At 65.2% G+C, this 26,415-nt stretch carries 33 protein-coding genes; 1 reads left to right on the top strand and 32 read right to left on the bottom strand.

The annotated features are described in order from the left end of the window. Positions 1 to 29: 29 nt before the first annotated feature. From rplO to GSQ76_RS29100, 32 genes are all read right to left on the bottom strand, one after another. On the bottom strand, positions 30 to 515 hold the full coding sequence (gene rplO, locus GSQ76_RS28945; RefSeq protein ID WP_158747542.1) for a 50S ribosomal protein L15: 486 nt from the start codon (positions 513 to 515) through the stop codon (positions 30 to 32). Next, positions 512 to 709: a 50S ribosomal protein L30 gene (gene rpmD, locus GSQ76_RS28950; protein WP_158747543.1), complete on the bottom strand. Its 198-nt coding sequence runs from the start codon at positions 707 to 709 to the stop codon at positions 512 to 514. The genes rplO and rpmD overlap by 4 nt, the downstream gene beginning before the upstream one ends. Beyond that, the gene (gene rpsE, locus GSQ76_RS28955) at positions 702 to 1,280 is read right to left on the bottom strand and encodes a 30S ribosomal protein S5 (protein WP_158747544.1); all 579 of its coding nucleotides are present in this window, start codon (positions 1,278 to 1,280) and stop codon (positions 702 to 704) included. The genes rpmD and rpsE overlap by 8 nt, the downstream gene beginning before the upstream one ends. 13 nt (positions 1,281 to 1,293) lie before the next feature. Further along, positions 1,294 to 1,656 (bottom strand): 50S ribosomal protein L18, encoded by a 363-nt coding sequence (gene rplR / locus GSQ76_RS28960; protein ID WP_158747545.1) that lies wholly within the window; start codon positions 1,654 to 1,656, stop codon positions 1,294 to 1,296. Then, positions 1,653 to 2,186, bottom strand: coding sequence for a 50S ribosomal protein L6 (gene rplF / locus GSQ76_RS28965; RefSeq protein WP_158747658.1), 534 nt, complete (start codon positions 2,184 to 2,186; stop codon positions 1,653 to 1,655). The genes rplR and rplF overlap by 4 nt, the downstream gene beginning before the upstream one ends. Positions 2,187 to 2,196: 10 nt before the next feature. Continuing rightward, positions 2,197 to 2,595, bottom strand: a complete 399-nt coding sequence (rpsH, locus tag GSQ76_RS28970; RefSeq protein WP_158747546.1) for a 30S ribosomal protein S8 — start codon at positions 2,593 to 2,595, stop codon at positions 2,197 to 2,199. A gap of 12 nt (positions 2,596 to 2,607) precedes the next feature. After that, the gene (gene rpsN, locus GSQ76_RS28975) at positions 2,608 to 2,913 is read right to left on the bottom strand and encodes a 30S ribosomal protein S14 (protein ID WP_158747547.1); all 306 of its coding nucleotides are present in this window, start codon (positions 2,911 to 2,913) and stop codon (positions 2,608 to 2,610) included. 77 nt (positions 2,914 to 2,990) lie between these two features. Continuing rightward, complete coding sequence (rplE, locus tag GSQ76_RS28980) at positions 2,991 to 3,578, bottom strand: 50S ribosomal protein L5 (RefSeq protein WP_158747548.1); 588 nt, start codon at positions 3,576 to 3,578, stop codon at positions 2,991 to 2,993. 1 nt (position 3,579) lies between these two features. Next, positions 3,580 to 3,900 carry a 50S ribosomal protein L24 gene (gene rplX / locus GSQ76_RS28985; RefSeq protein WP_158747549.1) on the bottom strand — a complete coding sequence of 107 codons (321 nt, stop codon included), beginning with the start codon at positions 3,898 to 3,900 and terminating at the stop codon, positions 3,580 to 3,582. A gap of 2 nt (positions 3,901 to 3,902) precedes the next feature. After that, positions 3,903 to 4,271, bottom strand: coding sequence for a 50S ribosomal protein L14 (gene rplN, locus GSQ76_RS28990; RefSeq protein ID WP_158747550.1), 369 nt, complete (start codon positions 4,269 to 4,271; stop codon positions 3,903 to 3,905). A 10-nt stretch (positions 4,272 to 4,281) separates the two neighbouring features. Beyond that, positions 4,282 to 4,590 (bottom strand): 30S ribosomal protein S17, encoded by a 309-nt coding sequence (rpsQ, locus tag GSQ76_RS28995; RefSeq protein WP_158747551.1) that lies wholly within the window; start codon positions 4,588 to 4,590, stop codon positions 4,282 to 4,284. Between the two features lie 12 nt (positions 4,591 to 4,602). Next, entirely contained in the window at positions 4,603 to 4,809 is a 207-nt protein-coding gene (gene rpmC / locus GSQ76_RS29000) for a 50S ribosomal protein L29 (RefSeq protein WP_158747552.1), read from the bottom strand. A gap of 2 nt (positions 4,810 to 4,811) precedes the next feature. Then, entirely contained in the window at positions 4,812 to 5,228 is a 417-nt protein-coding gene (rplP, locus tag GSQ76_RS29005) for a 50S ribosomal protein L16 (RefSeq protein ID WP_158747553.1), read from the bottom strand. A gap of 12 nt (positions 5,229 to 5,240) precedes the next feature. Beyond that, positions 5,241 to 5,918 (bottom strand): 30S ribosomal protein S3, encoded by a 678-nt coding sequence (rpsC, locus tag GSQ76_RS29010; RefSeq protein WP_158747554.1) that lies wholly within the window; start codon positions 5,916 to 5,918, stop codon positions 5,241 to 5,243. Continuing rightward, positions 5,918 to 6,316, bottom strand: a complete 399-nt coding sequence (rplV, locus tag GSQ76_RS29015; protein ID WP_158747555.1) for a 50S ribosomal protein L22 — start codon at positions 6,314 to 6,316, stop codon at positions 5,918 to 5,920. The genes rpsC and rplV overlap by 1 nt, the downstream gene beginning before the upstream one ends. Beyond that, positions 6,313 to 6,591: a 30S ribosomal protein S19 gene (gene rpsS / locus GSQ76_RS29020; RefSeq protein ID WP_158747556.1), complete on the bottom strand. Its 279-nt coding sequence runs from the start codon at positions 6,589 to 6,591 to the stop codon at positions 6,313 to 6,315. The genes rplV and rpsS overlap by 4 nt, the downstream gene beginning before the upstream one ends. A gap of 1 nt (position 6,592) precedes the next feature. Further along, positions 6,593 to 7,426, bottom strand: a complete 834-nt coding sequence (gene rplB, locus GSQ76_RS29025) for a 50S ribosomal protein L2 (RefSeq protein WP_158747557.1) — start codon at positions 7,424 to 7,426, stop codon at positions 6,593 to 6,595. 10 nt (positions 7,427 to 7,436) lie between these two features. Further along, positions 7,437 to 7,733: a 50S ribosomal protein L23 gene (locus GSQ76_RS29030; RefSeq protein ID WP_158747659.1), complete on the bottom strand. Its 297-nt coding sequence runs from the start codon at positions 7,731 to 7,733 to the stop codon at positions 7,437 to 7,439. Between the two features lie 41 nt (positions 7,734 to 7,774). Further along, positions 7,775 to 8,425 (bottom strand): 50S ribosomal protein L4, encoded by a 651-nt coding sequence (gene rplD, locus GSQ76_RS29035; protein ID WP_158747558.1) that lies wholly within the window; start codon positions 8,423 to 8,425, stop codon positions 7,775 to 7,777. Beyond that, the gene (gene rplC / locus GSQ76_RS29040) at positions 8,415 to 9,125 is read right to left on the bottom strand and encodes a 50S ribosomal protein L3 (protein ID WP_158747559.1); all 711 of its coding nucleotides are present in this window, start codon (positions 9,123 to 9,125) and stop codon (positions 8,415 to 8,417) included. The genes rplD and rplC overlap by 11 nt, the downstream gene beginning before the upstream one ends. A 12-nt stretch (positions 9,126 to 9,137) precedes the next feature. After that, on the bottom strand, positions 9,138 to 9,446 hold the full coding sequence (gene rpsJ / locus GSQ76_RS29045; RefSeq protein ID WP_158747560.1) for a 30S ribosomal protein S10: 309 nt from the start codon (positions 9,444 to 9,446) through the stop codon (positions 9,138 to 9,140). Positions 9,447 to 9,484: 38 nt separating this feature from the next. Beyond that, the gene (gene tuf / locus GSQ76_RS29050; protein WP_158747561.1) at positions 9,485 to 10,675 is read right to left on the bottom strand and encodes an elongation factor Tu; all 1,191 of its coding nucleotides are present in this window, start codon (positions 10,673 to 10,675) and stop codon (positions 9,485 to 9,487) included. A gap of 72 nt (positions 10,676 to 10,747) precedes the next feature. After that, positions 10,748 to 11,224, bottom strand: coding sequence for a 30S ribosomal protein S7 (gene rpsG / locus GSQ76_RS29055; protein ID WP_158747562.1), 477 nt, complete (start codon positions 11,222 to 11,224; stop codon positions 10,748 to 10,750). 10 nt (positions 11,225 to 11,234) lie between these two features. Continuing rightward, positions 11,235 to 11,606: a 30S ribosomal protein S12 gene (gene rpsL / locus GSQ76_RS29060; protein ID WP_158747563.1), complete on the bottom strand. Its 372-nt coding sequence runs from the start codon at positions 11,604 to 11,606 to the stop codon at positions 11,235 to 11,237. A gap of 443 nt (positions 11,607 to 12,049) precedes the next feature. Beyond that, positions 12,050 to 16,210, bottom strand: coding sequence for a DNA-directed RNA polymerase subunit beta' (gene rpoC, locus GSQ76_RS29065; RefSeq protein WP_158747564.1), 4,161 nt, complete (start codon positions 16,208 to 16,210; stop codon positions 12,050 to 12,052). 148 nt (positions 16,211 to 16,358) lie between these two features. Next, complete coding sequence (gene rpoB / locus GSQ76_RS29070) at positions 16,359 to 20,525, bottom strand: DNA-directed RNA polymerase subunit beta (RefSeq protein WP_158747565.1); 4,167 nt, start codon at positions 20,523 to 20,525, stop codon at positions 16,359 to 16,361. A gap of 187 nt (positions 20,526 to 20,712) precedes the next feature. Beyond that, positions 20,713 to 21,093 (bottom strand): 50S ribosomal protein L7/L12, encoded by a 381-nt coding sequence (gene rplL, locus GSQ76_RS29075; RefSeq protein ID WP_158747566.1) that lies wholly within the window; start codon positions 21,091 to 21,093, stop codon positions 20,713 to 20,715. A gap of 95 nt (positions 21,094 to 21,188) precedes the next feature. Continuing rightward, positions 21,189 to 21,737: a 50S ribosomal protein L10 gene (gene rplJ / locus GSQ76_RS29080; RefSeq protein WP_158747567.1), complete on the bottom strand. Its 549-nt coding sequence runs from the start codon at positions 21,735 to 21,737 to the stop codon at positions 21,189 to 21,191. Positions 21,738 to 22,031: 294 nt separating this feature from the next. Further along, positions 22,032 to 22,724, bottom strand: a complete 693-nt coding sequence (rplA, locus tag GSQ76_RS29085; RefSeq protein ID WP_158747568.1) for a 50S ribosomal protein L1 — start codon at positions 22,722 to 22,724, stop codon at positions 22,032 to 22,034. 4 nt (positions 22,725 to 22,728) lie between these two features. Further along, positions 22,729 to 23,163: a 50S ribosomal protein L11 gene (gene rplK, locus GSQ76_RS29090; protein WP_158747569.1), complete on the bottom strand. Its 435-nt coding sequence runs from the start codon at positions 23,161 to 23,163 to the stop codon at positions 22,729 to 22,731. Between the two features lie 163 nt (positions 23,164 to 23,326). Continuing rightward, positions 23,327 to 23,635 (bottom strand): hypothetical protein, encoded by a 309-nt coding sequence (locus GSQ76_RS29095; protein WP_158747570.1) that lies wholly within the window; start codon positions 23,633 to 23,635, stop codon positions 23,327 to 23,329. Positions 23,636 to 23,737: 102 nt separating this feature from the next. Further along, complete coding sequence (locus tag GSQ76_RS29100; RefSeq protein WP_158747571.1) at positions 23,738 to 25,273, bottom strand: acetolactate synthase large subunit; 1,536 nt, start codon at positions 25,271 to 25,273, stop codon at positions 23,738 to 23,740. A gap of 116 nt (positions 25,274 to 25,389) precedes the next feature. On the opposite strand from GSQ76_RS29100, the gene GSQ76_RS29105 reads away from it, so the two are divergent. Continuing rightward, positions 25,390 to 26,388 carry a C-terminal binding protein gene (locus GSQ76_RS29105; RefSeq protein WP_158747572.1) on the top strand — a complete coding sequence of 333 codons (999 nt, stop codon included), beginning with the start codon at positions 25,390 to 25,392 and terminating at the stop codon, positions 26,386 to 26,388. Positions 26,389 to 26,415 lie beyond the last annotated feature (27 nt).

The raw sequence follows: 26,415 nt of genomic DNA on the forward strand, positions 1-26,415 counted from the left end.
GGCCGGGATCAGGGGCGCCGCCCCTGCCCTCATGCTGCGACTGGCGCAGCCTTTTCGGCGACCGTCGTGGTCACTTTGCCGCCCGCCGCCTCGACCGCCGCCTTCGCGGAGGCTGACGCACCGGAAACAGTGACGGTGATCGCGCGACCGATGACGCCGCGCGCAAGCAGCCGAACGCCGGCGACCCGTGCCAGGCGAACCAGCCCAGCCTTCTCCAGCGACTTCTCGTCGATCGACCCGGCGTCCAGCTTGCCGGCCTCTATCGCCTTGTCGATGGTGCCGAGGTTGATCGGCGCATATTCCGTGCGGAAGATGTTCTTGAAGCCGCGCTTCGGCAGACGCCGATAGATCGGGAGCTGACCGCCCTCGAACCCATTCAGCGATACGCCCTCACGCGCCTTCTGACCCTTGACGCCCTTGCCGGACGTCTTGCCCTTGCCGGACCCGATGCCGCGGCCAACGCGCTTGAACTTCAGGCGTGAGCCGGGGTTGTCCCGTAGTTCGTTGAGCTTCACGACAGCTCCTCCACCCGCACCAGGTGATGCACCTTGCGGATCATGCCGCGCACCGCCGGGGTATCTTCCAACGTGCTGACCTTGCGAATCTTGTTCAAGCCAAGCCCGATCAGCGTGCCGATCTGCCCAGGCTTACGGCCCAGTCCGGAGGCGACTTGCACCACCCGAACCTGCTTCTTCATCGTATCAGACATCGGCTGCGGCCTCCGACTCCGGCGCATCGCGCTTGCCGAGGATATCGCTCACCTTCTTGCCGCGGCGGGCCGCGACCGAACGCGGGCTGGCGCAGCGGGCGAGCCCGGCGAACGTGGCCTTGACCATGTTGTGCGGGTTGCGGCTGCCAAGCGACTTGGCGACCACGTCATTGATGCCCAGCGCTTCGAAAACAGCGCGCATCGGGCCGCCGGCGATGATGCCGGTGCCGGCCTCAGCCGCCCGTAGCACGACCATGCCGGCGCCATACTCGCCATGCACGTCGTGGTGCAGCGTGCGGCCTTCCTTCATCGGAACGCGGATCATGGTGCGCTTGGCCCGGTCGGTCGCCTTGCGGATCGCCTCCGGAACTTCACGCGCCTTGCCGGCGCCGTAGCCAACGCGGCCTTTCTGATCGCCTACCACCACCAGCGCGGCGAAGGCAAAGCGACGGCCACCCTTCACCACTTTGGCGACGCGGTTGATCGTGACCAGCTTGTCGATGAGGTCGTCGCCGCCGTCACGATCGCGCTCGCGACTGCCGCGGTTACCGTCCCGGGATTCCCGTGCCATTGCCATTAGCCCCTTAGAACGCCAACCCGCCTTCGCGGGCGGCATCGGCCAGCGCTTTCACGCGGCCATGGTACATATACATGCCGCGGTCGAACACCACGGCAGTGACGCCAGCGGCCACGGCACGCTCGGCCACCAGCTTGCCAACCGCGGCAGCGGCGGCCTTGTCGGCGCCGGTGCGCAGCGACTCGCGCAGATCCTTGTCCAGGCTGCCGGCCGCGGCCAGGGTCCGGCCCTGCGCGTCGTCGATGACCTGGGCGTAAATGTGCTTGCCGGAACGGAAGACCGACAGGCGCGGGCGCCCAGCCGACTTCTTCTTGAGCTGGTAGCGCAGCCGCTCGCGACGACGCTCCCGAAGATCGCGTGGGGAGCTCATTTCTTCTTGCCTTCCTTACGGCGAATCGTCTCGGTCTCGTAGCGGACGCCCTTGCCCTTATAGGGCTCCGGCGGGCGATACGCGCGAATTTCAGCGGCCACCTGGCCAACCAGGCGCTTGTCGACGCCGGTCACCGTGATAGCGGTCGGGCGCGGCGTCGTGATCGTGATGCCCTCGGGCACCGGGTAGACCACGTCGTGGCTGAAGCCGAGGTTGATTACCAGATTGGGGCCGGTCACCGCAGCGCGGAAGCCCGTGCCCTGGATCTCCATCGTCTTGGCGTAGCCTGCGGACACGCCCTTGACCATGTTGGCGACCAGCGCGCGCGTGGTGCCCCACATCATGCGGGCCTCCCGCGTCGGGCCGTTCGGCGCGACGGAGAACTTGCCGTCCTCCACCTTCGCCAACACGTTGTCGCGCAGCTGGAGCGACAGCTCGCCGAGCTTGCCCTTGGCCGTCAAAACGTTGTCGACGATCGCTATCTGAACACCGGCCGGGATCTCGACCGGATATTTACCTACCCGTGACATACCAGCCTCCTCAGAACACGCGGCACAGGACTTCGCCGCCAACATTGGCAGCGCGGGCCTCGGCATCGCTCAGCACGCCACGCGGCGTGGAGAGGATGGAGACGCCCAGCCCGGCATACACGCGCGGCAGCTCCTTGATCTTGGAGTAGACGCGGCGGCCCGGCTTGGACACGCGCGTGATCTCCTTGATGACGGGCTCGCCCTCGTTGTACTTCAGCTCGATCCGCAGCTGGCCAACGCCGGGACGCAGCTCCTCGGCGGAGAAGCCACGGATGAACCCCTCCCGCTTCAGCGCATCCAGAACATTCGCCCGCAGCTTGGACGCGGGCGCAACACAGCCAGCGTGACGAGCACGCTGCGCGTTGCGAATTCGGGTGAGCATATCACCCAACGGATCCGACATGGACATCGCAGCGCTCCCTTACCAGCTCGCCTTGACCATGCCGGGGATCTGCCCGGCACTGGCGAGGTCACGCAGCGCGATACGGCACAGCTTGAACTTGCGATAATTAGCCCGCGCGCGGCCGGTCAGCTCGCAACGCAAACGGACGCGAACCTTGGCGCCATTACGCGGCAGTTGCGCCAGCTTCATCGAGGCGTCGAACCGCTCCTCCACCGGAGCCTCGCGGTCCATCAGTACCGATTTGAGCACGGCACGCTTCGTCTTGTCGCGCGCTGCCATGCGCTCACGCTTGGCATTGCGGTTGACTTGGGAGACTTTCGCCATCGTCCACTCACTCCTTGGAACCTGCCGGACCGTGTCCAGGCGGTTTTCCTAAAACTCTGTTTAGGCCGAAGGCCCTGTTAGGCTGCCTTGGCCTGCGCACCCGTCTCGCCAGCGAACGGCACGTCGAAGGTCTTCAGCAGGGCCTTCGCCTCCGCATCCGTCTTCGCCGTCGTCACGAAGATGATGTCCATCCCGCGCACCGCGTCGATCTTGTCGTAGGCGATTTCCGGGAAAATGATCTGCTCCTTCAGGCCCATGGCGAAGTTGCCATTGCCGTCGAAGCCCTTATTCCCCGGGATGCCCCGGAAGTCACGCACGCGCGGCAGGGCGATGGTCACCAACCGGTCGAGAAACTCATACATACGCCGCTTGCGCAGCGTCACCTTGCAGCCGATCGCCAGGCCTTCGCGGATCTTGAAGCCCGCGATCGCCTTCTTGGCCAACGTCTTCACCGGCTTCTGGCCGCTGATCAGCATCATCTCGGCCACGGCGGCGTCGAGCTTCTTCTGATCGCCGGCGGCTTCGCCAACGCCCATGTTGATGACGATCTTCTCCAGGCGCGGCACCTGCATCGGATTCTTATACCCGAACTGTTCCTGCAGGGTGGCACGACCGGTCTCGTAATAGCGGGCTTGCAGCCGCGCGATGTCCTTGGTCTCACTCATATCAGCTCTCGATCACTTCGCCGGTCGCCTTGGCGACACGAACCTTGCGGCCACCGTCCAGCACGCGGAAGCCAACCTTGGTCGGCTTGTCGCTCTTGGGATCGACAAGCATCAGGTTGGACAGATGGATCGGCCCTTCCTTCTCGATGATCCCGCTCGGCGCGCCCATGCCAGTCGCCTTGGTGTGGCGCTTGACGATGCGAACGCCACGCACGACGGCGCGCTCGTCCTTCGGCATCACCTGCAGCACTTCACCACGGCGGCCCTTATCGGAGCCGGTGATGACGACGACCTGGTCGCCCTTCTTGATCCTTGCGGCCATGATCAGAGCACCTCCGGCGCCAGGGAGATGATCTTCATGAACTTGCGGCCGCGCAGTTCGCGCACCACTGGCCCAAAGATGCGGGTGCCGATCGGCTCCTGCTGCTTGTTGATGAGCACCGCAGCGTTGCGGTCGAAGCGGATCGCGCTGCCATCGTTGCGGCGCACCGGGAACGCCGTGCGCACGATGACGGCCTGGTGCACGTCGCCCTTCTTCACCTTACCACGCGGAATTGCTTCCTTGATGGACACGACGATAACGTCGCCGACCGAAGCCGTCTTACGCTTGGAACCGCCGAGCACCTTGATGCACTGCACCCGGCGAGCCCCGGAGTTGTCCGCAACGTCGAGATTGGATTCAACCTGAATCATCTACCGGCTCCTAGACCTGGACGGGGGCATCGTGATGCGCCCCTGCCACGGCCGCGATTTCTGCCGGAACGCCGCCGACGAGCTCACCATTACGCTCGAGCAGGATCCACGTCTTGCGCTTGCTGATCGGCGGGCATTCGACGATGCGCACGGTGTCACCCTCGACGCAGAGATTGGTCTCGTCGTGGGCGGCGTACTTCTTCGAGCGCCGAATGAACTTCTTGTACAGCGGATGCATCACGCGACGGCTGACCAGGACCGTGATGGTCTTGTCCATCTTGTCGCTGGTTACCCGCCCGGTTAGGACGCGCCTTGGCATCGTCCGACTCCCTTACTTCGCAGCGGCGGAGCGCTTGTGCTCCGCCATGATGGTCTTCACGCGCGCGATGTCGCGGCGCACTTTCTTAACCTGGCCGATGCCCTCATTCTGCCCGGTCGCCCGCTGGAAGCGCAGGTTGAACTGCTCCTTCCGAAGGTCGAGCAGCATGGTGCCCAGCTCGTCCGCAGACTTCGCGCGGATGTCGGTCGCCTTTGCCATATTCAGCCCTCCCCAAGCCGGGTGATGAACTTGGTCTTGATCGGCAGCTTCGCAGCACCCAGCGCCAGCGACGCCCGTGCCAGCTCGTTGGACACGCCGTCGATCTCGAACATGATGCGGCCGGGCTTGACGCGAGCGACCCAGAATTCCGGGCTACCCTTACCAGATCCCATCCGAACCTCGGCGGGCTTCTGCGACACCGGCACGTCCGGGAAAATCCGGATCCAGACGCGGCCAGCGCGTTTCATCGACCGCGTGATCGCACGGCGAGCCGCCTCGATCTGGCGGGCGGTGACACGCTCCGGCTCAAGGGCCTTCAGGCCGAACGCGCCGAAATTGAGGGCTGTGCCGCCTTTGGCCAGCCCGTGGATCCGGCCCTTATGGGCTTTGCGGAACTTAGTCCGCTTGGGGGAAAGCATGCTCGTCCGTCCTTAACGCTGCGGCGCCTGCTCGGCCGCGCGGCGATCCTGCGCCGAGGGGTCGTTCGCCAAGATCTCGCCCTTGAAGATCCAGACCTTCACGCCGCAAGTGCCGTATGTGGTCTTCGCGGTTGCCGTGCCGAAATCGATATCGGCGCGGAGCGTGTGCAACGGCACCCGACCCTCACGATACCACTCGGTCCGTGCAATTTCGGCTCCGCCCAGGCGGCCGCCGCAGTTGATCCGGATGCCCTGCGCGCCGAGACGCATGGCGGATTGCACCGCACGCTTCATGGCACGACGGAACGCCACGCGACGCTCAAGCTGCTGGGCAATGTTCTCGGCCACCAGCACGGCATCGATCTCGGGCTTGCGGATTTCGACCAGGTTGAGGTTGACCTCGACCTTGGTCATCTTCTGCAACTCCTTGCGGAGAACCTCGATGTCCTGGCCCTTCTTGCCGATGACGACGCCGGGTCGAGCGGCGTAGATCGTGACGCGGGGCTTCTTGGCCGGACGTTCGATCACCACACGCGACACGCCGGCGCCAGCGAGGCGCTTGCGTAGATGGGCGCGGAGCTTCAGGTCGTCATGCAGCAGCCGAGCGTAATCGCTGCCGGCGTACCAACGGCTGTCCCAGGTCCGGTTGATGCCGAGGCGCAGACCGATCGGGTTTACCTTGTGACCCATTATGCGGCTTCCTTCTCGGCTGCGGGCGCCTGGCGCTCGGCGACCACGATCTTCAGATGGCTGAAGAATTTCTCGATGCGGGACGAGCGACCACGGCCGCGGGCCATGAAGCGCTTCATCACGATCGACTTGCCGACCTCGGCCCGGGTGACGACCAACTGGTCGACATCGAGCTGATGGTTGTTCTCGGCATTGGCGATCGCGCTTTCCAAGGTCTTCTTCACCTGCTGGGCGATGCGGCGCTTGCTGAAGGTCAACGTTGCCACAGCCTGCCCGGCGGGCAGATTGCGGATCATGCCGGCGACCAGGTTCAGTTTGCGTGGGCTGACGCGGATGTTGCTCAGAACCGCCTGAGCCTCCGTCTCTGCCAGCGAACGCGGATGCTTGGGCTTGCTCATCCCCGCTTCGCCTTCTTGTCCGACGAGTGGCTGGAGAAGGTCCGGGTCGGCGAGAACTCGCCGAACTTGTGACCCACCATGTTCTCGTTCACCTGCACGGGCAGGAATTTGTGCCCGTTATAGACCCCGAAGACGAGGCCTACGAACTGCGGCAGGATCGTGGAGCGACGCGACCAGATCTTGATGATCTCGTTGCGACCCGACGCGCGTGACGCCTCGGCCTTGCCCAGGAGGTACCCGTCGACGAACGGGCCTTTCCAGACGGAGCGTGCCATATCAGTGCTTCCCCTTCGGACGGCGACGAATAATCAGCTTGTCGGTCCGCTTGTTCTCACGTGTCTTGTAGCCCTTGGTCGGCTTGCCCCACGGCGTGACCGGATGACGGCCACCGGAGGTCCGACCCTCACCACCACCATGCGGATGGTCGACCGGGTTCATCACGACGCCTCGGTTATGCGGGCGGCGGCCGAGCCAACGGGCGCGACCGGCCTTGCCCAGCGACTGGTTCTGGTTGTCCGGGTTGGACACCGCACCCACCGTCGCCATGCACTCGGCCCGCACGATCCGCAGCTCACCGGAGGTGAGCTTGATCTGCGCGTAACCGGAGTCCTTGCCGACAAGCTGGGCAAAGGTTCCGGCGGCGCGCGCCATCTTGCCGCCAGCGCCCTGCTTCATCTCGATGTTGTGGATGATCGTCCCGACCGGGATCGCACCCATCGGCATCGCGTTGCCGGGCTTGATGTCGACCTTCGGCCCGGCGATCACCGCGTCGCCGATCTTCAGGCGCTGCGGGGCCAGGATATAGGCCAGCTCGTTATCCGTGTACCGGATCAGCGCAATGAAGGCCGAACGGTTCGGGTCGTATTCCAGGCGTTCCACCGTGCCGAGCACGCCGAACTTGCGGCGCTTGAAATCGACGTAGCGGTATGACTGCTTGTGTCCGCCACCGCGGAAGAAGCTGGTCGTGCGGCCGTGGTTGTTACGGCCGCCGGTCTTGTTCTTGCCCTCGGTCAGCGTCTTGACCGGCTTGCCCTTCCAGAGCTCGCTGCGGTCGATCAGCACCGTGCCGCGAAGGCTCGCAGTGACCGGATTGTAATTCTTCAATGCCATCGCTAGCGCCTCACGCGAGCCGCGCGGAGAAGTCGATCGACTGCCCCGGCGTCAGTTGCACGATCGCCTTCTTCACGTCCGAGCGGACGCCGGGCCGACCCTTGAAACGCTTCGTCTTGCCCTTCTGGACAAGCGTGTTCACGCCCAGGACGGTCACGCCGAACAGCGCTTCGACCGCCGCCTTGATCTCGGGCTTGGTCGATTCGAGCGAGACACGGAACACGACCTGGTTCTTGTCACCCAGCATCGTCGCCTTCTCGGTGATAACGGGAGCGCGGATGATGTTGAACATCGTCTCCTTCGACATCGTGGCCGCCTTCTTACGGGCGACCAAAACCTGAGCGGCGCTCATGCTGCGATCTCCTCCGGCTCGGCCTTGGTCGGCGACAGACGCTCCATCAGCGCGGCAACGCCGGCCGTGGTGATCGCCAGCACGTCGTGGCCGAGGATGTCATACACATTGGCGCCTGCGGTTGGCAGGATGTCGATGCGGTGCAGGTTGGCGGCGGAGCGCAGGAACATCTGGTCGACGGCGGCATCCACCACCAGAACCGAGGTCCAGCCCAGGCCGGCCAGCTTGGCCTTCAGCGACTTGGTCTTGCCGTCGCTGCCGATGGCGGCGTCCAGCACGACCAGCTTGCCCTCGGCCTGCTTCTGCGACAGCGCGCTGATCAGCCCGAGACGACGAACCTTCTTCGGCAGGTCGTATTCGTGGCTGCGAACGACCGGGCCATGCACGCGACCACCGGTACGATACTGCGGCGCGCGCAAGCTGCCCTGACGGGCGTTGCCGGTGCCCTTTTGCTTGTAGGGCTTCTTCGTCGTGCCGGAGACTTCGCCCATGCCCTTGGTGGAATGGTTACCAGAGCGGCGCTTGGCGAGCTGCCAATGGACGACGCGAGCCATGATGTCGGCCCGCGGCGCCTGCGCGAAGATCGCGTCCGGCAGTTCGTGCTGGCCGGCGCTACCGCCGTCCAGCGTCTTGATCTCAACTTGCATCCGTCGTCTCCGCGGGCGTTGCCGCACTCTGCAACAGGCCGGCCGGGAACGGCGCGTCGGCATGACGTGCCTTCTTGATGGCGTCGCGCACCGTCACGAACTCACCCTTGCTGCCCGGCACCGCGCCACGCACCATCAGCAGGCCCTTGTCCGCATCGATGGCCGCAACCTGAAGGTTCAGGGTGGTGACACGCTCGACGCCGAGATGGCCGGCCATCTTCTTGTTCTTGAAGGTCTTGCCCGGATCCTGACGGTTGCCGGTCGAACCATGCGAACGATGGCTGACGGACACGCCGTGGGAGGCCTCCAAACCACGGAAGTTCCAGCGCTTCATGCCACCGGCGAAGCCCTTGCCCTTTGTGATGCCGCAGACGTCGATCCATTGGCCGACGACGAAATGCGCGGCAGACAGCGTTTGACCGCTCTCCAGCACTGCGTCGGCATCGACGCGGAATTCGCGCACGCGCTGCTTCGGCTCGACCTTCACACGGGCGTAGTGGCCCTTGTTCGGCTCGCTTACGTTCTTCACCTTGGCGCGGCCCCAGCCGAGCTGAAGGGCCGTATAGCCGTCCCGCTCCTGGGTGCGCACGTCGATAACCTGCACCTGGTCCAGGTGCAGCACGGTGACGGGCACGTGAGTGCCGTCTTCCTTGAAGACCCGGGTCATGCCCAGCTTCTTCGCAATCAGACCGGTTCGCATTATCCCGATCCCTTACAGCTTGATCTCGACGTCCACGCCGCTGGCGAGGTCGAGCTTCATCAGCGCGTCCACCGTCTGCGGTGTGGGCTCCACGATGTCCAGAAGACGACGATGGGTCCGAATTTCGAACTGCTCGCGGCTCTTCTTGTCCACGTGGGGAGAGCGGTTCACGGTGAACCGTTCGATATGCGTCGGCAGCGGAATCGGACCGCGAACCCGCGCACCCGTACGCTTCGCCGTATTCACGATCTCCCGCGTGCTGTTATCCAGCACGCGGTGATCGTACGCCTTCAGGCGAATGCGGATGTTCTGGCTATCCATGACTTCTTCTCAGTTCGCGATCCGACCCAAAACGGGTCTTACTTCTGGATGCTGGCAACGACACCGGCGCCAACGGTCCGGCCACCCTCGCGGATAGCGAAACGCAGGCCGTCATCCATGGCGATCGGCGCGATCAGCTCCACATCCATCGACACATTGTCGCCCGGCATCACCATTTCGGTGCCTTCGGGCAGCTTCACCACGCCGGTGACGTCTGTCGTGCGGAAGTAGAACTGCGGACGATAGTTGGTGAAGAACGGCGTGTGACGGCCACCCTCTTCCTTCGTCAGAATATAGGCCTCGGCCTTGAACTGGGTGTGCGGGGTGATCGAACCCGGCTTTGCCAGAACCTGGCCGCGCTCGACGTCCTCACGCTTGGTGCCACGCAGCAGGGCGCCGATGTTGTCACCGGCTTGTCCGCTGTCCAGCAGCTTGCGGAACATCTCAACGCCCGTGACGATGGTCTTCACGGTGTCCTTCAGGCCGACGATCTCGACCTCCTCGCCAACCTTGACGATGCCGCGCTCGACACGGCCGGTCACCACGGTGCCGCGGCCGGAGATGGAGAACACGTCTTCCACCGGCATCAGGAACGGACGATCCATCGCACGCTCGGGCTGCGGGATGTAGGCGTCGACGGCGGCCATCAGCTCGAGCACGGCGTTCTCGCCCTGCTCGGGGTTCTTGTCGTTCAGGGCCATGACGGCCGAACCCTTGATGATGGGGATATCGTCGCCGGGGAACTGGTAGGAGGACAGCAGCTCGCGGACCTCCATCTCGACCAGTTCCAGCAGCTCGGGGTCATCCACGAGGTCGACCTTGTTCATGAACACGACCAGCGCCGGCACACCAACCTGGCGGGCCAGAAGGATGTGCTCGCGGGTCTGCGGCATCGGGCCGTCGGCGGCGGACACCACCAGGATCGCGCCGTCCATCTGCGCCGCACCCGTGATCATGTTCTTCACGTAGTCGGCGTGGCCCGGGCAGTCCACGTGAGCGTAATGGCGGTTCGCGGTCTCATACTCGACGTGGGCGGTCGAGATCGTGATGCCACGAGCCCGCTCCTCAGGTGCCTTGTCGATCTGGTCATAGGCGGTAAATGTCGCGCCGCCACTCTTCGCCAAAATCTTGGTGATAGCTGCCGTCAACGAGGTCTTGCCATGGTCCACATGGCCGATCGTGCCGATGTTGCAGTGCGGCTTGTTCCGCTCAAATTTCGCCTTGGCCATCGTCTTGCTCCGTCGCCCCGCCCTGAGATCAGACTAGATGAGGGGTGGGTTCAGTTGGGGTGGTGGGGTTCGTTACCAGCGGTAGTGGCTGAAGGCCTTGTTCGCCTCGGCCATCCGATGGGTATCTTCGCGCTTCTTTACCGCGGACCCGCGGTTGTTCACGGCATCGTTCAACTCGTTAGACAGCCGCTCTTCCATCGTGTGCTCGCCGCGCTTGCGGGCAGAGTCGATCAGCCAGCGGATGGCCAGCGCCTGACGACGCTCGGTCCGAACTTCGACCGGCACCTGGTAGGTGGCGCCGCCGACCCGGCGGGAGCGCACTTCGACGGCCGGCTTCACGTTGTCCAGCGCCGAATGGAACATCTGCACCGGGTCGGCCGCAGGGCCGCCCCGACGCTTCAGCACATCCAGGGCGCCGTAGACGATGCCTTCGGCGTTGGACTTCTTGCCGTCATACATCAGCGCGTTCATGAAACGCGTGATGACGGTGTCGCCGAACTTGGCGTCCGGCAGGATATCGCGCTTGACCGCGCGGCGGCGTCTGCTCATCGCTCTACCCTCACTTCGGCCGCTTGGCGCCGTACAGCGAACGACGCTGACGACGCTTGGCGATACCCTGCGTGTCGAGCACGCCGCGCAGGATGTGGTAACGCACGCCCGGCAAGTCCTTCACGCGCCCGCCGCGGATCAGCACGACGCTGTGCTCCTGCAGGTTATGACCCTCGCCAGGGATGTAGCTGACGACTTCGAACCCGTTCGTCAGGCGCACCTTGGCGACCTTACGAAGGGCAGAGTTCGGCTTCTTCGGCGTGGTCGTGTAGACGCGAGTGCAGACGCCGCGCTTCTGCGGGCAGGACTGCAGCGCCGGAACCTTGTTACGCTTCGGAGCCGGCTCACGGCCGTTCGCGATGAGCTGGTTGATGGTCGGCATACGGCCTCTCGTTCCTCATCCACCGACGAGCCCACGCTCGTCGTCAAACCAAAACCGCACGGAGTGAGGCGATGCCCACCCGCGCGGTGTCCATACTGCATCCGGCCTTGGCTTCCCTGGTTTGGGAGGCGGCACCGCACACTCTGGTGCAAACTTTCAGCGGACCCAGGGGTCTGCCGAGGGGCGCGTTGTATGAGGCGGGAGAGGCGGAGTCAAGCGCAACAGCCGCGAACTTAACTTTCCATGCGGCGGCGAATGCCTGCCATGTCTTGCCGGGGACTCAGCAGAGCGGGGGCGTACAGGTCCCACGCTGGTACTCGCAAGTACTCGCTAGTACAAGTGGCTGCGTCAAGGTTACAGAGGCGCCCAACGGGGCTGTAAGGGCTTCAAAACGCAACGAGGGGGCCGAAGCCCCCTCGCCGATCTCGTCTGGTGTAGCGGCGTTACTCGGCCGCCTGGCGCCCGGTGATCTGGGGTGTCTCCTGGGTCGGCAGTGCCCGGCCCTGGTCGCGGTTCATCGCCACCTGACGCAGGCGGTTCATCACGCTGCCGGTGCCCGCCGGGATCAGACGCCCAACGATCACGTTCTCCTTCAACCCGTTCAGCGTATCGACCTTGCCCGCTGTCGCGGCCTCGGTCAGCACCCGCGTCGTCTCCTGGAAGGAGGCGGCGCTGATGAAGCTGTGGGTCTGCAGGCTGGCCTTGGTGATGCCCTGCAGCACCGGGGTCGCATGCGCCACCCGGTCGTCCTTCTGCAGTTTGCCGTTCTCCGCATCGAACTCGACGCGGTCCACCTGCTCACCGGTCAGGAAGGTCGTGTCGCCCGGATCCGTGATCTCGACCTTCTGCAGCATCTGGCGAACGATCACCTCGATGTGCTTGTCGTTGATCTTCACCCCCTGGAGTCGATAGACGTCCTGGATTTCGTTGACCAGATAGTCGGACAGCGCCTCGACACCCAGCACCTTGAGGATGTCGTGCGGCACGCGCGGGCCGTCGACGAGCGGGTCGCCGCGGCGGACGAAGTCGCCCTCCTGCACCGAGACGTGCTTGCCCTTGGTGATGAGGTACTCGGTTTCCTCACCGGTCTCGTCGTTCTTGACGATGATGCGGCGCTTCGCCTTGTAGTCCTTGCCGAACTCGACCCGGCCATCGGTCTCGGCGATGACCGCGTTGTCCTTCGGACGCCGGGCTTCGAACAGCTCGGCCACGCGCGGCAGACCGCCGGTGATGTCACGTGTCTTGCTGCCCTCACGCGGAATACGCGCCAGCACGTCGCCGGCATGCACCACGGCACCGTTCTCGACCGACAGAATGGAGTCCGGGTTGAGGAAGTAGCGTGCCTCGGTGCCGTTCGGCAGCTTCAGCACATCGCCCTTCTCGTCCTTCAGTTGCAGGCGGGGACGCAGGTCGACGCCTTTGGTCATCTGCTTGTAGTCGACCACCACGCGCGATGTCAGGCCGGTGACTTCGTCCACCTTCTCGATCAGCGTCACGCCGTCCAGCAGGTCGAGGTATTCGACGGTGCCGGCACGTTCGGTGATGATCGGCAGGGTGTACGGGTCCCACTCGGCCAGCTTCATGCCGCGGGTGACGGCCTGGCCGTCGTCCGATAGCAGGCGCGCACCGTAGGGCACGCGGAAGCGAGCGCGCTCGCGGCCCTTGTCGTCGGCCAGCACGATCTCGCAGTTACGCGACATCACGACCTGGATCTTCGAGCTGTTCTCCACCACCACGCGGTTTTTCACCACGATGGTGCCGTCATGGCTGGCCTCGACGTTGGAGACCTCGGCGCCACGCTGGGCGGCACCGCCAATGTGGAAGGTGCGCATGGTCAACTGGGTGCCGGGTTCGCCGATCGACTGGGCGGCAATGACGCCCACCGCTTCGCCGATGTTGACGGGCGTGCCACGGGCCAGGTCGCGGCCGTAGCAATGGGCGCAGACGCCGGTTGCCGCCTCGCAGGTCAGCACGGAGCGGATCTTTACCTGCTCCACGCCGGCCTTTTCGATCAGCTCGGCCTCCGTCTCCTCGATGAGGGAGTTGTTGGCCAGCAGCATGGTGCCCGCGATCGGGTCCATCACGTCCTCGGCCGTGGTGCGGCCCAGGATACGCTCGGACAGGCTGGCGACGACCTCACCGCCATCCATCACTGGCTTCACGGTCAGACCGCGCTCGGTGCCGCAATCTTCCTCGTGGATGATGCAGTCCTGGGCGACGTCGACGAGACGCCGGGTGAGGTAGCCGGAGTTGGCGGTCTTCAGCGCGGTGTCGGCCAGGCCCTTCCGGGCGCCGTGGGTGGAGTTGAAATACTCCAGCACGGTCAGGCCTTCCTTGAAGTTCGCGATGATCGGTTGCTCGATGATCTCGCCGGACGGCTTGGCCATCAGGCCGCGCATGCCGGCAAGCTGGCGCATCTGGGCCGGCGAGCCACGGGCGCCAGAGTGGGACATCATCCAGACGCTGTTGGTGGGCTTGCCCACCTCCTGCTTGCTGATCTCCTTCATCATGGCGGCGGCCACTTCGTCGGTGCAGCGCGACCAGCTGTCGACGACCTTGTTATAGCGCTCGCCAGCGGTAATCAGGCCGTCCTGATACTGCTGCTCGAACTCCTTTACCTCGTCCTTGGTCTTGCCGATCAGCTCCCACTTGTTGTCGGGGATGATCAGGTCGTCCTTGCCGAAGGACAAGCCGGCCTTGGCGGCCTGGCCGAAGCCCAGCCCCATGAGCCGGTCGGCGAAGATCACGCATTCCTTCTGGCCGCAATGGCGATACACGGCGTCGATCACGTCCGAGACGTTCTTCTTGGTCAACTGGCGGTTGAGCAGGGAGAACGGCACATTCGGATGCTTCGGCAGGATCTGCGCAATCAGCATACGACCCGGCGTGGTGACGACGATGCTGCGCGACAGATTGCCATCTGCATCGACCGTGTCGTAGCGGGCGCGGATCTTGTCGTGCAGATGCACGGCCTTGGCGGCGAGCGCGAACTCGATCTCGCCGATGGTGCCGAACGCCGTCGTCTTCTTGTCGTCGGTCTCGCGGAACGCCGCGGTTTCGAGGCTGAGATAATACAGCCCGAGCACGATGTCCTGGGACGGCACGATGATCGGCTTGCCGTTCGCCGGGCTGAGGATGTTGTTGGTCGACATCATCAACACGCGGGCTTCGAGCTGGGCTTCGAGGCTGAGCGGCACGTGGACGGCCATCTGGTCGCCGTCGAAATCGGCGTTGAAGGCGGTGCAGACGAGCGGGTGAAGCTGGATCGCCTTACCCTCGATCAGCACCGGCTCGAACGCCTGGATGCCGAGGCGATGCAGAGTCGGGGCGCGGTTCAGCATCACGGGATGCTCGCGGATCACCTCCTCGAGGATGTCCCAAACCTCCGGGCGCTCCTTCTCCACCATCCGCTTGGCGGCCTTGATGGTGGTGGCGTGGCCGTATTTCTCCAGCTTGGAGTAGATGAACGGCTTGAACAGTTCGAGCGCCATCTTCTTCGGCAGGCCGCACTGGTGCAGCTTCAGCTCCGGACCCACGACGATGACCGAGCGGCCGGAATAGTCGACGCGCTTGCCGAGCAGGTTCTGGCGGAAGCGGCCCTGCTTGCCCTTCAGCATGTCGGACAGCGACTTCAGCGGACGCTTGTTGGCGCCAGTGATGGCGCGGCCACGGCGGCCGTTGTCGAACAGCGCGTCCACCGATTCCTGCAGCATGCGCTTCTCGTTGCGCACGATGATGTCCGGCGCGCGCAGCTCGATCAGGCGCTTCAGGCGGTTATTGCGGTTGATGACCCGGCGATACAGATCGTTCAGGTCGGAGGTCGCGAACCGGCCGCCGTCCAATGGCACGAGCGGACGTAGCTCCGGCGGGATGACCGGGACGACGTCCAGGATCATCCAGGCCGGCTGGGCGCCGCTCTCACCGAAGGCTTCGATCAGCTTCAGGCGCTTGACCAGCTTCTTGCGCTTGGCCTCGGAGGTGGTCTCCTTCAACTCGGCGCGCAGGCGGACCTTGTCGGCCTGGATGTCGATGCCCAGCAGGATCTGCTTGATGGCTTCGGCGCCGATGCCGAAGCGGAACTCGTCACCATACTCGTCCTGCTTGGCCTCCAGCATGTCCTCGGACAGGAGCTGGTGCATTTTCAGGTCGGTGGTGCCGGGGTCGAGAACGACGTAGCTCTCGAAATACAGGATCTTCTCCAGCTCCTTCAGCGTCAGGTCGACCATGAGGCCGATCCGGCTGGGCAGGGACTTGAGGAACCAGATGTGGGCGACGGGCGAGGCCAGCTCGATATGGCCCATGCGCTCGCGGCGCACCTTCTGCAGTGTGACTTCGACGCCGCACTTCTCGCAGATGATGCCGCGGAACTTCATGCGCTTATACTTGCCGCACAGGCACTCGTAGTCCTTGATCGGCCCGAAGATGCGGGCGCAGAACAGGCCGTCCCGCTCCGGCTTGAAGGTGCGGTAGTTGATGGTCTCCGGCTTCTTGATCTCGCCGTAGGACCAGGAGCGGATCTGCTCCGGGGAGGCCATCTGGATCTTGATCTGGTCGAAGGTGGCGGCAGTGCCGGCCTGGCCCAGGATCTTCATCAGTTCGTTCATATCGACCTCCTAAGAGACGAGAATAGGGGAGGCCAGGGCGCTGCCCTGGACCCGGAAGGGGACCGTCGTCCCCTTCACCCCTTCATACAGGTGTCCAGAGGACGACTGTCCTCTGGCGGGGTCGAGGGGCAGAGCCCCTCGCCTATTCTTATGCAAAGCTATCCAGGTCGACGTTCAGGCCCAGGCTCTTCAATTCCTTGACCAGCACGTTGAAGCTTTCGGGGATGCCGGCCTCGAAATTGTCCTGCTCGCGCACGATCGCCTCGTAGACCTTGGTCCGTCCGGACACGTCGTCGGACTTCACCGTCAGCATTTCTTGCAAGGTGTATGCCGCGCCGTAAGCCTCGAGCGCCCAGACCTCCATCTCGCCGAAGCGCTGGCCGCCGAACTGCGCCTTGCCGCCCAACGGCTGCTGGGTGACCAGCGAGTAGGGACCGATGGACCGGGCGTGGATCTTGTCGTCGACCAAGTGATGCAGCTTCAGCATGTAGATGTAGCCGACGGTGACCTTGCGCTCGAACACTTCGCCGCTGCGGCCGTCGGTCAGATACACCTGGCCGGAGGTATTGAGGCCGGCCAGCGTCAGCATGTTTTCGATGTCGGTCTGGCGGGCGCCGTCGAACACCGGGGTGGCGATGGGGATGCCCTTCTTGAGGTTGTCGCACAGCTCCAGCAACTGATCGTTGCTCATTGGCTCGATCTGCTCCGCAAACTCCTTGGGACCGTAAATGTCCGTCAGGCGATTGAGCAGCGCCTGGCGCTGCCCAGTGCGGCGATATTCCTCCACCAGCTCACCGACCTGGCGGCCGAGATTGGCGCAGGCCCAGCCGAGATGGGTCTCCAGGATCTGCCCCACGTTCATCCGGCTCGGCACGCCGAGCGGGTTGAGCACGAGGTCGACCGGGGTCCCGTCCTCCAGGAACGGCATGTCCTCCAGCGGGGTGACGCGAGAGACCACGCCCTTGTTGCCGTGGCGGCCGGCCATCTTGTCGCCGGGCTGCAGCTTGCGCTTCACCGCGACGAAGACCTTGACCATCTTCATCACGCCGGGCGGCAGCTCGTCGCCACGCTGCAGCTTCTCGACCTTGCTGTCGAAGCGGGCGGTGATCTTGCCCACGGCGACGTCGAACTCGCGCTTCAGCGTCTCGATCTCGGCCATGACGGCGTCGTCCTGGACGCCGATGTGACGCCAGGCGCCACGTGGGTGTTCCGCCAGGAGTTCGGTCGTGACGTCGGTGCCGGCCTTGATGCCCTTGAATCCACCGGCGGCCTTGCGGCCCAGCAGCTTCTCCTGCAGGCGGTTCAGGAACGAGCGTTCCTGGATCGCGCGCTCGTCGTCGCGGTCCTTGGCCAGACGCTCGATTTCCGAGCGCTCGATCGCCATCGCACGCTCGTCCTTGTCGACGCCGCGGCGGCTGAAGACGCGGACGTCGACGATGGTGCCGGTGACGCCGGGCGGCAGCTTCAGCGAGGTGTCGCGAACGTCGGACGCCTTTTCGCCGAAGATGGCGCGGAGCAGCTTCTCCTCGGGCGTCATCGGGCTCTCACCCTTCGGCGTGACCTTGCCGACCAGAATGTCGCCGGGGTTCACCTCGGCGCCGACGTAGACGATGCCCGCTTCGTCCAGGTTCTTCAGCGATTCCTCGCCGACGTTCGGGATGTCACGGGTGATCTCCTCCTGGCCCAGCTTGGTGTCGCGGGCCATGACCTCGAACTCCTCGATATGGATCGAGGTGAAGACGTCGTCGCGCGCAATACGCTCGCTGATGAGGATGGAGTCCTCGAAGTTGTAACCATTCCACGGCATGAACGCGACGAGCACGTTGCGGCCCAAGGCCAACTCGCCCAGTTCCGTGCTCGGGCCGTCGGCGATGATGTCGCCATTGGCCACCCGGTCACCGACGCGAACCAGCGGGCGCTGGTTGATGCAGGTGGACTGGTTGGAGCGCATGTACTTCCGCAGACGATAGATATCGACGCCGGAGGTGGTGCCGTCCTCGCCGGAGGCGCGCACCACGATGCGGGCGCCGTCGATCTGGTCGACGATGCCAGCCCGCTTGGCCACGATGGTAGCGCCGGAGTCGCGGGCGACCGCGGCCTCCATCCCGGTGCCCACCAGCGGGGCATCGGCGCGGATCAACGGCACGGCCTGGCGCTGCATGTTCGAGCCCATGAGCGCCCGGTTCGCGTCGTCGTTCTCGAGGAACGGGATCAGCGCGGCGGCAACCGAGACGAGCTGGCGCGGGGACACGTCCACCGCGGTCACGTCCTCGGGCTTGACCAGGCGGAAATCGCCGCGGTTACGGACCGAGACCAGTTCCTGGCTGAAATGCCCGACCTCGTCGGTCGGGGCATCGGCCTGCGCCACGACGAGTCGCTCCTCCTCCATGGCGGAGAGGTATTTCCAGCCGTCCTGCACCACGCCGTCCTTCACCAGGCGGTATGGCGTCTCGATGAAGCCGTACTTGTTCACCTTGGCGTAGGTGGCCAGCGAGTTGATGAGGCCGATGTTCGGCCCCTCCGGCGTCTCGATCGGGCAGATGCGGCCGTAATGCGTCGGATGCACGTCGCGCACCTCGAAGCCGGCGCGCTCCCGCGTCAAACCGCCAGGGCCAAGCGCGGACAGGCGGCGCTTGTGCGTCACTTCCGAGAGCGGGTTGGTCTGGTCCATGAACTGGCTGAGCTGGGACGAGCCGAAAAACTCGCGCACGGCGGCGGCGGCCGGCTTGGCGTTGATCAGGTCGTGCGGCATGACCGTGTCGATGTCGACGGAGCCCATGCGCTCGCGGATGGCGCGCTCCATGCGGAGCAGGCCGACGCGATACTGGTTCTCCATCAGCTCGCCAACCGAGCGAACCCGGCGGTTGCCGAGGTTGTCGATGTCGTCGATCTGGCCGCGGCCGTCCTTCAGTTCGCACATGATCTTCACGGTGCGCAGGATGTCTTCCTTGCGCAGGGTGCGGACCGTGTCGGCGACGTCTTCGCCGAGGCGCATGTTCATCTTCACGCGGCCGACGGCGGACAGGTCGTAGCGGCTTTCGTCGAAGAACAGGCCACGGAACAGCGCTTCGGCCGTTTCCGGGGTCGGCGGCTCGCCGGGGCGAATGACGCGATAGATATCGGTCAGCGCGTCTTCACGGCTGCTATTCTTGTCGACGGCCAGGGTGTTGCGAACCCATGGGCCATTCGACTGGTCGACCGCGAGGGTCGGCAGGGTGGTGATCCCGGCCTCTTCCATGGCGGCGAGGCGGGATTCGACGAGCTCCTCGCCGGCGTCGGCGTAGATCTCACCGGTCTCTTCGTTCACCAAGTCGATGGCGACGAAGCGGCCCAGCAGGTCGGCGCGGCCGACGAGCACGGTCTTGGTGTTCTCGGCGATCTTGCGGGCGGTTCGCTGCGTCAGCTTGGCGCCGGCGGCGGCGACTTCCTCACCGGTGTCGGCGTCGGTCAGCGCCTCGGCCAGGGTGATGCCACGATAGGCGTCGGGGTCGAACGGGCGGGCCCAGCCCTTGGCGGTGCGAGTGAAGGGGACCTGACCGTAGAAGAAGGTCAGCATCTCCTCCGCATCCATGCCGCGGATCTCGGGGATGTCGATCGTCTCGCCCTTGGCCAGCCGCGCCTCGCGCAGTTGCGCCGTCGCCATGCTGTCCAGCGCGTAGAGCAGCGTGGTGACCGGCAGCTTCCGCTTGCGGTCGATGCGGACGTAGACCAGGTCCTTGCTGTCGAACTCGAAGTCCAGCCAGCTGCCGCGATAGGGGATGACGCGGGCGGTGAACAGGAACTTGCCGCTGCTGTGCGTCTTGCCCTTGTCGTGATCGAAGAACACGCCGGGCGAACGGTGCATCTGGCTGACGATGACGCGCTCGGTGCCATTGATGATGAAGGTGCCGTTATCCGTCATCAGGGGCATGTCGCCCATGTAGACGGGCTGCTCCTTGATATCGCGGATGGACTTGGCGCCGGTGTCCTCGTCGAGGTCCCACACGATCAGGCGCAGGGTGACCTTCAGCGGGGCGGCGAAGGTCATGCCGCGCTGGATGCACTCCTCGACGTCGTATTTCGGCTCTTCCAGCTCGTAATCGACGAACTCAAGCCGGCCGCGGCCAGCGAAATCGTCGATCGGGAACACGGATTTGAACACTTCCTGCAGACCGGTATTGGTCCGGCTGTCGGGAAGGACGTTCATTTGCAGGAACGCCTCGTAGGACGACCGCTGCACGTCGATCAGGTTCGGCATCGGCGCTACTTCGGGAATACGGCCGAAGCTCTTGCGAATCCGCTTCTGGCTGGTGAAGGACTTCGTGATCGCGTTCATGCCAATCCTTGCATCTTGGCCGGACAACGCCCGGCGTGCCATCGTCTCCGGGCTTGCGCGCCGGTCGTCTCATTCGGCCGATCCGTGGCCGAAAACGGAGGATGGGCGGGAACCGCCGTGGATTCCCGCCCGCCCCAGTCCAGACCCTCAATCGCCGGGACGATACCCGGCGGCGAGGCGAAGAGTGCTACTTGATGTCGACTTTTGCACCCTGGTCCTCAAGCTGCTTCTTCAGCTTGGCAGCCTCATCCTTGGTCACGCCTTCCTTAACCGTCTTCGGCGCGCCCTCGACGAGGTCCTTCGCTTCCTTCAGGCCCAGCGCCGTGATCGCGCGGACTTCCTTAATCACGTTGATCTTCTTGTCGCCGGCGGCGGTCAGGATCACCGTGAATTCGGTCTGCTCCTCAACGGGGGCGGCAGCGGCGGCGCCACCACCGGCAGGGGCGGCAGCGGCCACCGGTGCGGCGGCGGAAACGCCCCACTTCTCTTCGAGCAACTTGCTCAGCTCAGCGGCTTCCAGCACGGTCAGTGCGGAGAGCTCGTCGACGATCTTGGTCAGGTCAGCCATTATGTCAAATCCCTAGATGATAGTCTGGTCGGTTCCATGCAAGCCCGGGGCAACATTCAAGTGCCTGGCGGGCCAAATTCTCGCTCGTGACTGGCTTACGCCGCCTCCGCCCCTGCCTCGTCGGGCGGCGTATCGCCGTCCTTCGTGGCATAGGCCCCGAGAACCCGCGCGAGTTGCCCGGCCGGTGCCTGCAGTACGCCTGCGATCCGTGTCGCGGGTGCTGCAAGCAGCCCCACGAGCTTGGCACGCAGCGCATCCAGGCTCGGCAGTTCGGCGAGCGCCTTGATCCCATCCGCATTCAGCGTCTGGGTGCCAAGGGCACCGCCAATCAGTACGAGCTTCTCGTTGGTTCTGGCGAACTCGACTGCAACCTTGGCCACTGCCACCGGGTCGGCCGCCCACGCAAGCGCGGTCGGTCCCTTCAGCATAGGCTTGATGCTTTCGAATCGGGTCCCATCCAGGGCGAGGGTGGCCAGCCGGTTCTTCGCGACCTTGAAGGTCGCCCCTGCCGCGCGCATCCGTGTCCGCAAAACCGTCACTTCGGCGACCGTCAACCCATCATTGCGGGTGACGACGACCATTGACGTCTGCGCGAACACGTCGGCGAGGGTAGAGACGAACTCCCGCTTCTCCGTACGGTCCAATGCCGCTCTCCGTCGGTAGCCCCGCGCGTTTGGACCGCGTGGGGCCAGGTTGCCCTTTGGGAATGCACCGCCGCAGCGAGCATCCCCGGTTCGCCTGTCCACTCAGCCGGAACCGCCAAACATCACCCGATCATTCGATCGGTGTCTGGCATTCCCGTCTCCTGCGCGCGGGCCGAGGCCCCTTAGATCCAGAAGGATACGTGCAATCTCGGACAGGTTCGGCAAGGCCGTTCGGCCCTGCCTGCCCACCGGCTGCCCCCGAGGGAGCGGCCGGCGAATTTCTGTAGCGAGTGCCTAGGTCGCCAGGCTCGACACATCGACCCGGATGCCCGGGCCCATGGTCGAAGACAGGGCGGCCTTTTGCAGATAGGTGCCCTTGGCGCCCGTCGGCTTGGCCTTCTGCACGGCGTCGACCAGGGCGCGGATGTTCTCCACCAGCTTGGCCTCGTCGAAGCTCGCCTTGCCGACGCCGGCGTGGATGATGCCGGCCTTTTCGGCACGGAACTCGACCTGGCCGGACTTGGCGGCGAGAACGGCGTCCTTGACGTTCATCGTGACGGTGCCGAGCTTGGGGTTCGGCATCAGCCCGCGTGGGCCGAGGATCTTACCCAAGCGGCCGACCAGAGCCATCATGTCGGGCGTCGCGATGCAGCGATCGAACTCGATCTCGCCGGCCTGAACCTTCTCGGCCAGGTCCTCGGCGCCAACCACGTCGGCGCCGGCTTCCAGCGCCTCGGCGGCCTTGGCCGGGCGGGCGAACACGCCGACGCGCAGCGTCTTGCCGGTGCCGTTGGGCAGGGAGACCATGCCGCGGACCATCTGGTCGGCGTGGCGCGGGTCGATGCCCAGGTTCATCGAGAACTCGACCGTCTCATCGAACTTCGCCGTGGCGTTGGTCCGGATGATCGAAATCGCCTCGGGCAGGGAATATAGCTTGGCCCGGTCGATGGTGGCGCGGGCGGCGTTCAGGCGCTTGTCGTGTGCCATGGTATCAGCCCTCCACCACGCTGAGGCCCATCGAGCGGGCGGAACCGGTCAACATGCGCACGGCGGCGTCCACGTCGTTGGCGTTCATGTCCTTCATCTTGGTCTCGGCGATTTCGCGAAGCTGCGTCATCGTCACCCGGCCGACCATGGCGCCCTTGCCCGGCGTCGTCGTGCCCTTGGTGATCCCGGCGGCCTTCTTGAGGAAGTAGGTGTTCGGCGGGGTCTTGGTGATGAACGTGAAGGTACGGTCACCGAAGGCGGTGATCACGACGGGGATCGGCATCCCCGGCTCCATCTGCTGGGTGACCGCGTTGAATTCCTTGCAGAACGCCATAATGTTCAGGCCGCGCTGACCGAGCGCCGGGCCGACTGGCGGGGATGGGTTCGCCTTACCGGCGGGGATCTGCAACTTTATGTAGCCAACGATCTTCTTCGCCAACGCCCTGGCTCCTTATAAACGCCCAGGGACCGCGGTTCAAACGGCTCCATCGACGCAACTATGCGCCCAGAGCCTCCCGCGTTCCGGATGAGGCGCGGGGTTTAAGCCCTTGATCCGACTCTGTCCAGGGGATTTTCATCAGTGATTGGCGCATGTCTGCCCATCAGGCGAGGCGGCTGAGCACGTGCTGCGCCTGGGCCGCCCGGCGGCGGTTGTAGCCGCGCCAGAGCGCACCCAAGCTGTGCCGGCGCTCCCGCGAGGGTTTCTCGGGCGCGGGGGGTGGTGGCGGCGACGCGGGATGGCCGGTCATCAGATCGGACCAGGTGAGATTGTGCTTGGCCATGTAGGCACTGGCGAGCAAGCCGGCGGCAGCCCGCTCGCTCTCGAAGGGAGAGGCGAGCCGGGCCAGGATACCTGCGAGGCGGGTGCGCTCACGCGGTGTCAGGCTATAGGCAGGACTTGCAGCGGCCAACGATACCTCCCGCATCATCAAACGGTCGCAAATTCGATCATCGTGTCCATAATTATAGACTAACGACCGGTAAACGCAATGGTGTTCGCGGGGCCGCCGCGGCTATGTCATGAGTTCGATGAGGAAGGGGCCGCTGCGGCGGTTGGCTGTCTCCAGCAATTCGGCGAAGCGCTCCATGGTGTCGGCCCGGGCACTTTCGACGCCCATGCCATCGGCGATGCTGCACCAGTTCAGGTTTGGGTTGCCGAGATCGAGCATGTCGAGCGCGGTGCGGCCGGGGTTGGCGCCGACGCCGGCCAATTCGCCGAGCAGGATGGCGTATTTGCGATTGGCGAGGATGATGGTGGTGACGTCGAGCTTCTCACGTGCCTGGGTCCACAGCGCCTGCACCGTATACATGGCCGAGCCATCGGCCTGCAGCGTGATGACGCGGCGGCCGGGCGCGCCCACGGCGGCCCCCGTTGACATGGGCAGGCCGTCGCCGATGGCGCCGCCGGTGAGGGCCAGCCAGTCGTGCGGGGCCGCGCCGCGGGTGAGCGGGAATAGGCCGCGGCCGAAGGTGACGCTCTCATCCACGATGACTGCGCCCTCGGGCATCAGGGCCGACAGGGTGTTGGCCACCGCCTCGGAGGTGATGGCGCCGGTGGCGCGTTCGCCGCGGGGGGCGGACGGGGCCACGGCGCGTTCGGCGCCGAGCGTGTCGGCCAATACAGCAAGGGCCGCCGGGCCATTCTGGTCGGGCCGGGCAAGGACGTGGACGATGCAGTCATCGGGATACATGCGGCCGGGCTTGCCGGGGTAGGCGAAGAAGCCGACGGGGGCGACGGCGCCGACGAGTATGATGTGCTTCAGACCGGAGAGGGCCTTGATGGCCTGATCCACCGGGTAGGGCACGCGCTCGATCGGCATGCGCCCGGCGCCGCGCTCGATCCGGCCGTTGGAGGTTTGCGCCATCATGCGCGCGCCGGATTTGGCGCAGATGCCGCCGGCGACGGCCAGCGAGTCTGCCCGCAGGGCGCGGCCGGACATGATGAACATCGCCGGGTCGCCGGAGCGGAGGATGCGGGCAATCGCCTCGATCGTGCCGGTGTCGGCCAGGGCGGCGGGGGGAGGCGGCAAGGGGGCGGCGACGATGCCGCCTTCGTCCCAACTGGAGTCGGATGGCAGGATGAGCGTGGCGATCTGGCCTGGGGCAGTCATTGCCGCCTGCACGGCCTGCGCGGCGTCGGCGCCGACGGTGGCGGAATTGGCGGCGGTGCGGGTCCAGCCGGAGACGGGGCGAGCCCAGCCCTCGGTATCCGCGGTAAGCGGCGCGTCGAGCGGGCGGTGGTAGGTGGCCTGGTCGCCGACGATGTTGACCATGGGGGTGCGGGCGCGGCGGGCGTTGTGCAAATTGGCCAGGCCGTTCGCGAGCCCGGGGCCGCAATGCAGCAGGGTGGCGGCCGGGCGCTCGGCCATGCGGGCGTAGCCGTCGGCGGCGCCAGTGACGACGCCCTCGAACAAGCCGAGCACGCAGCGCATCCCTGGAATGCGGTCGAGCGCCGCGACGAAGTGCATCTCGGACGTGCCAGGGTTGGCGAACACTGTGTCTACCCCGGATGCCAGCAATGTGTGCACCAGGCTCTCCGCACCGTTCATGGCGTGGTCTCTCCCCCTCGTTGCTTTGCCCGCACCCTGCCCCGCCGCACCGGGTTGCGCCAGCCCCGGCGCGCCCGCAGGATCATGCTTGTGGCTGGGAGGCGACGAAGAAGACCATGACAACGGTATTGTATCCCGAACGGATGTATCCGGACGATGTGGAGGAGCAACGCATCTTTGGCCCGGCCACGAAGGTGGTGATGCTGGACGCCGGGTCGCTGGCGGATCTGACGGACGAGCAATGCGCGTCGGCAGATGGGCTGATGCTGTTCCGGTTCTGGATCTCGGCGGAGGAGTTCAAGCGGTTTCCGAAGTTGCGGGCCGCGGTGCGGATGGGCGTGGGGTATGACCGGATCGACCGGGTTGCCGCGGCCAAGCACGGCGTGACGGTGTGCAACGTGCCGGATTACGGCACCACGGAGGTGGCGGACCATGCCATTTCGTTGGCGCTGGCGTTGTCCCGTGGGCTGATCCATCACCATGAGAAGCAGCGGGGGGCGGCGCCGGATTGGTTGCTGGTGCGGGACCCGGCGATCCGGCGGTTCGGCAGCCAGACGTTCGGCGTGTTGGGGCTGGGTCGGATCGGCACGGCGGCGGCGCTGCGGGCCAAGGCGCTGGGGTTCCGGGTGGTGTTCTACGATCCGCGGCTGCCAAATGGCAGCGAGTTGGCGGTGGGTATGACGCGGGCCCGGAGCCTCGAGGAGTTGCTGGCGCAGTCCAACATCCTGTCGGTCCATGTGCCGTTGACGCGGCATACCAAGGGGATGCTGGGGGCGGCGCAGTTTGCGGCGATGCCGAAGGGCGCGATCGTGGTGAACACGGCGCGCGGGCCGACGATGGATTTCGACGCGTTGGAGGCGGCGTTGCGCTCCGGCCATATCGCGGCTGCCGGGTTGGACGTGATGCCGGTGGAGCCGCCGGTGGACCCGATCCCCTCATTGCTGCGGGCGTATCGAGATCGGGACCCGGCGTTGGAGGGCAAGCTGATCGTGACGCCGCATTCGGCGTATTGGACGCCGGAGGCGGAGTGGGACATCCGGATCAAGTCGGCGGAGACGATGGCGGCGGCGCTGGGCAATAGCCCGCAGAACGTCATTCTCCCGGAAGACGATTAGCCGAAGCGTTGACACTCCCGAGCCTGG

Origin of the sequence: Acidisphaera sp. L21 (genome assembly GCF_009765685.1) — a bacterium.
Lineage (GTDB): Bacteria > Pseudomonadota > Alphaproteobacteria > Acetobacterales > Acetobacteraceae > LMUY01.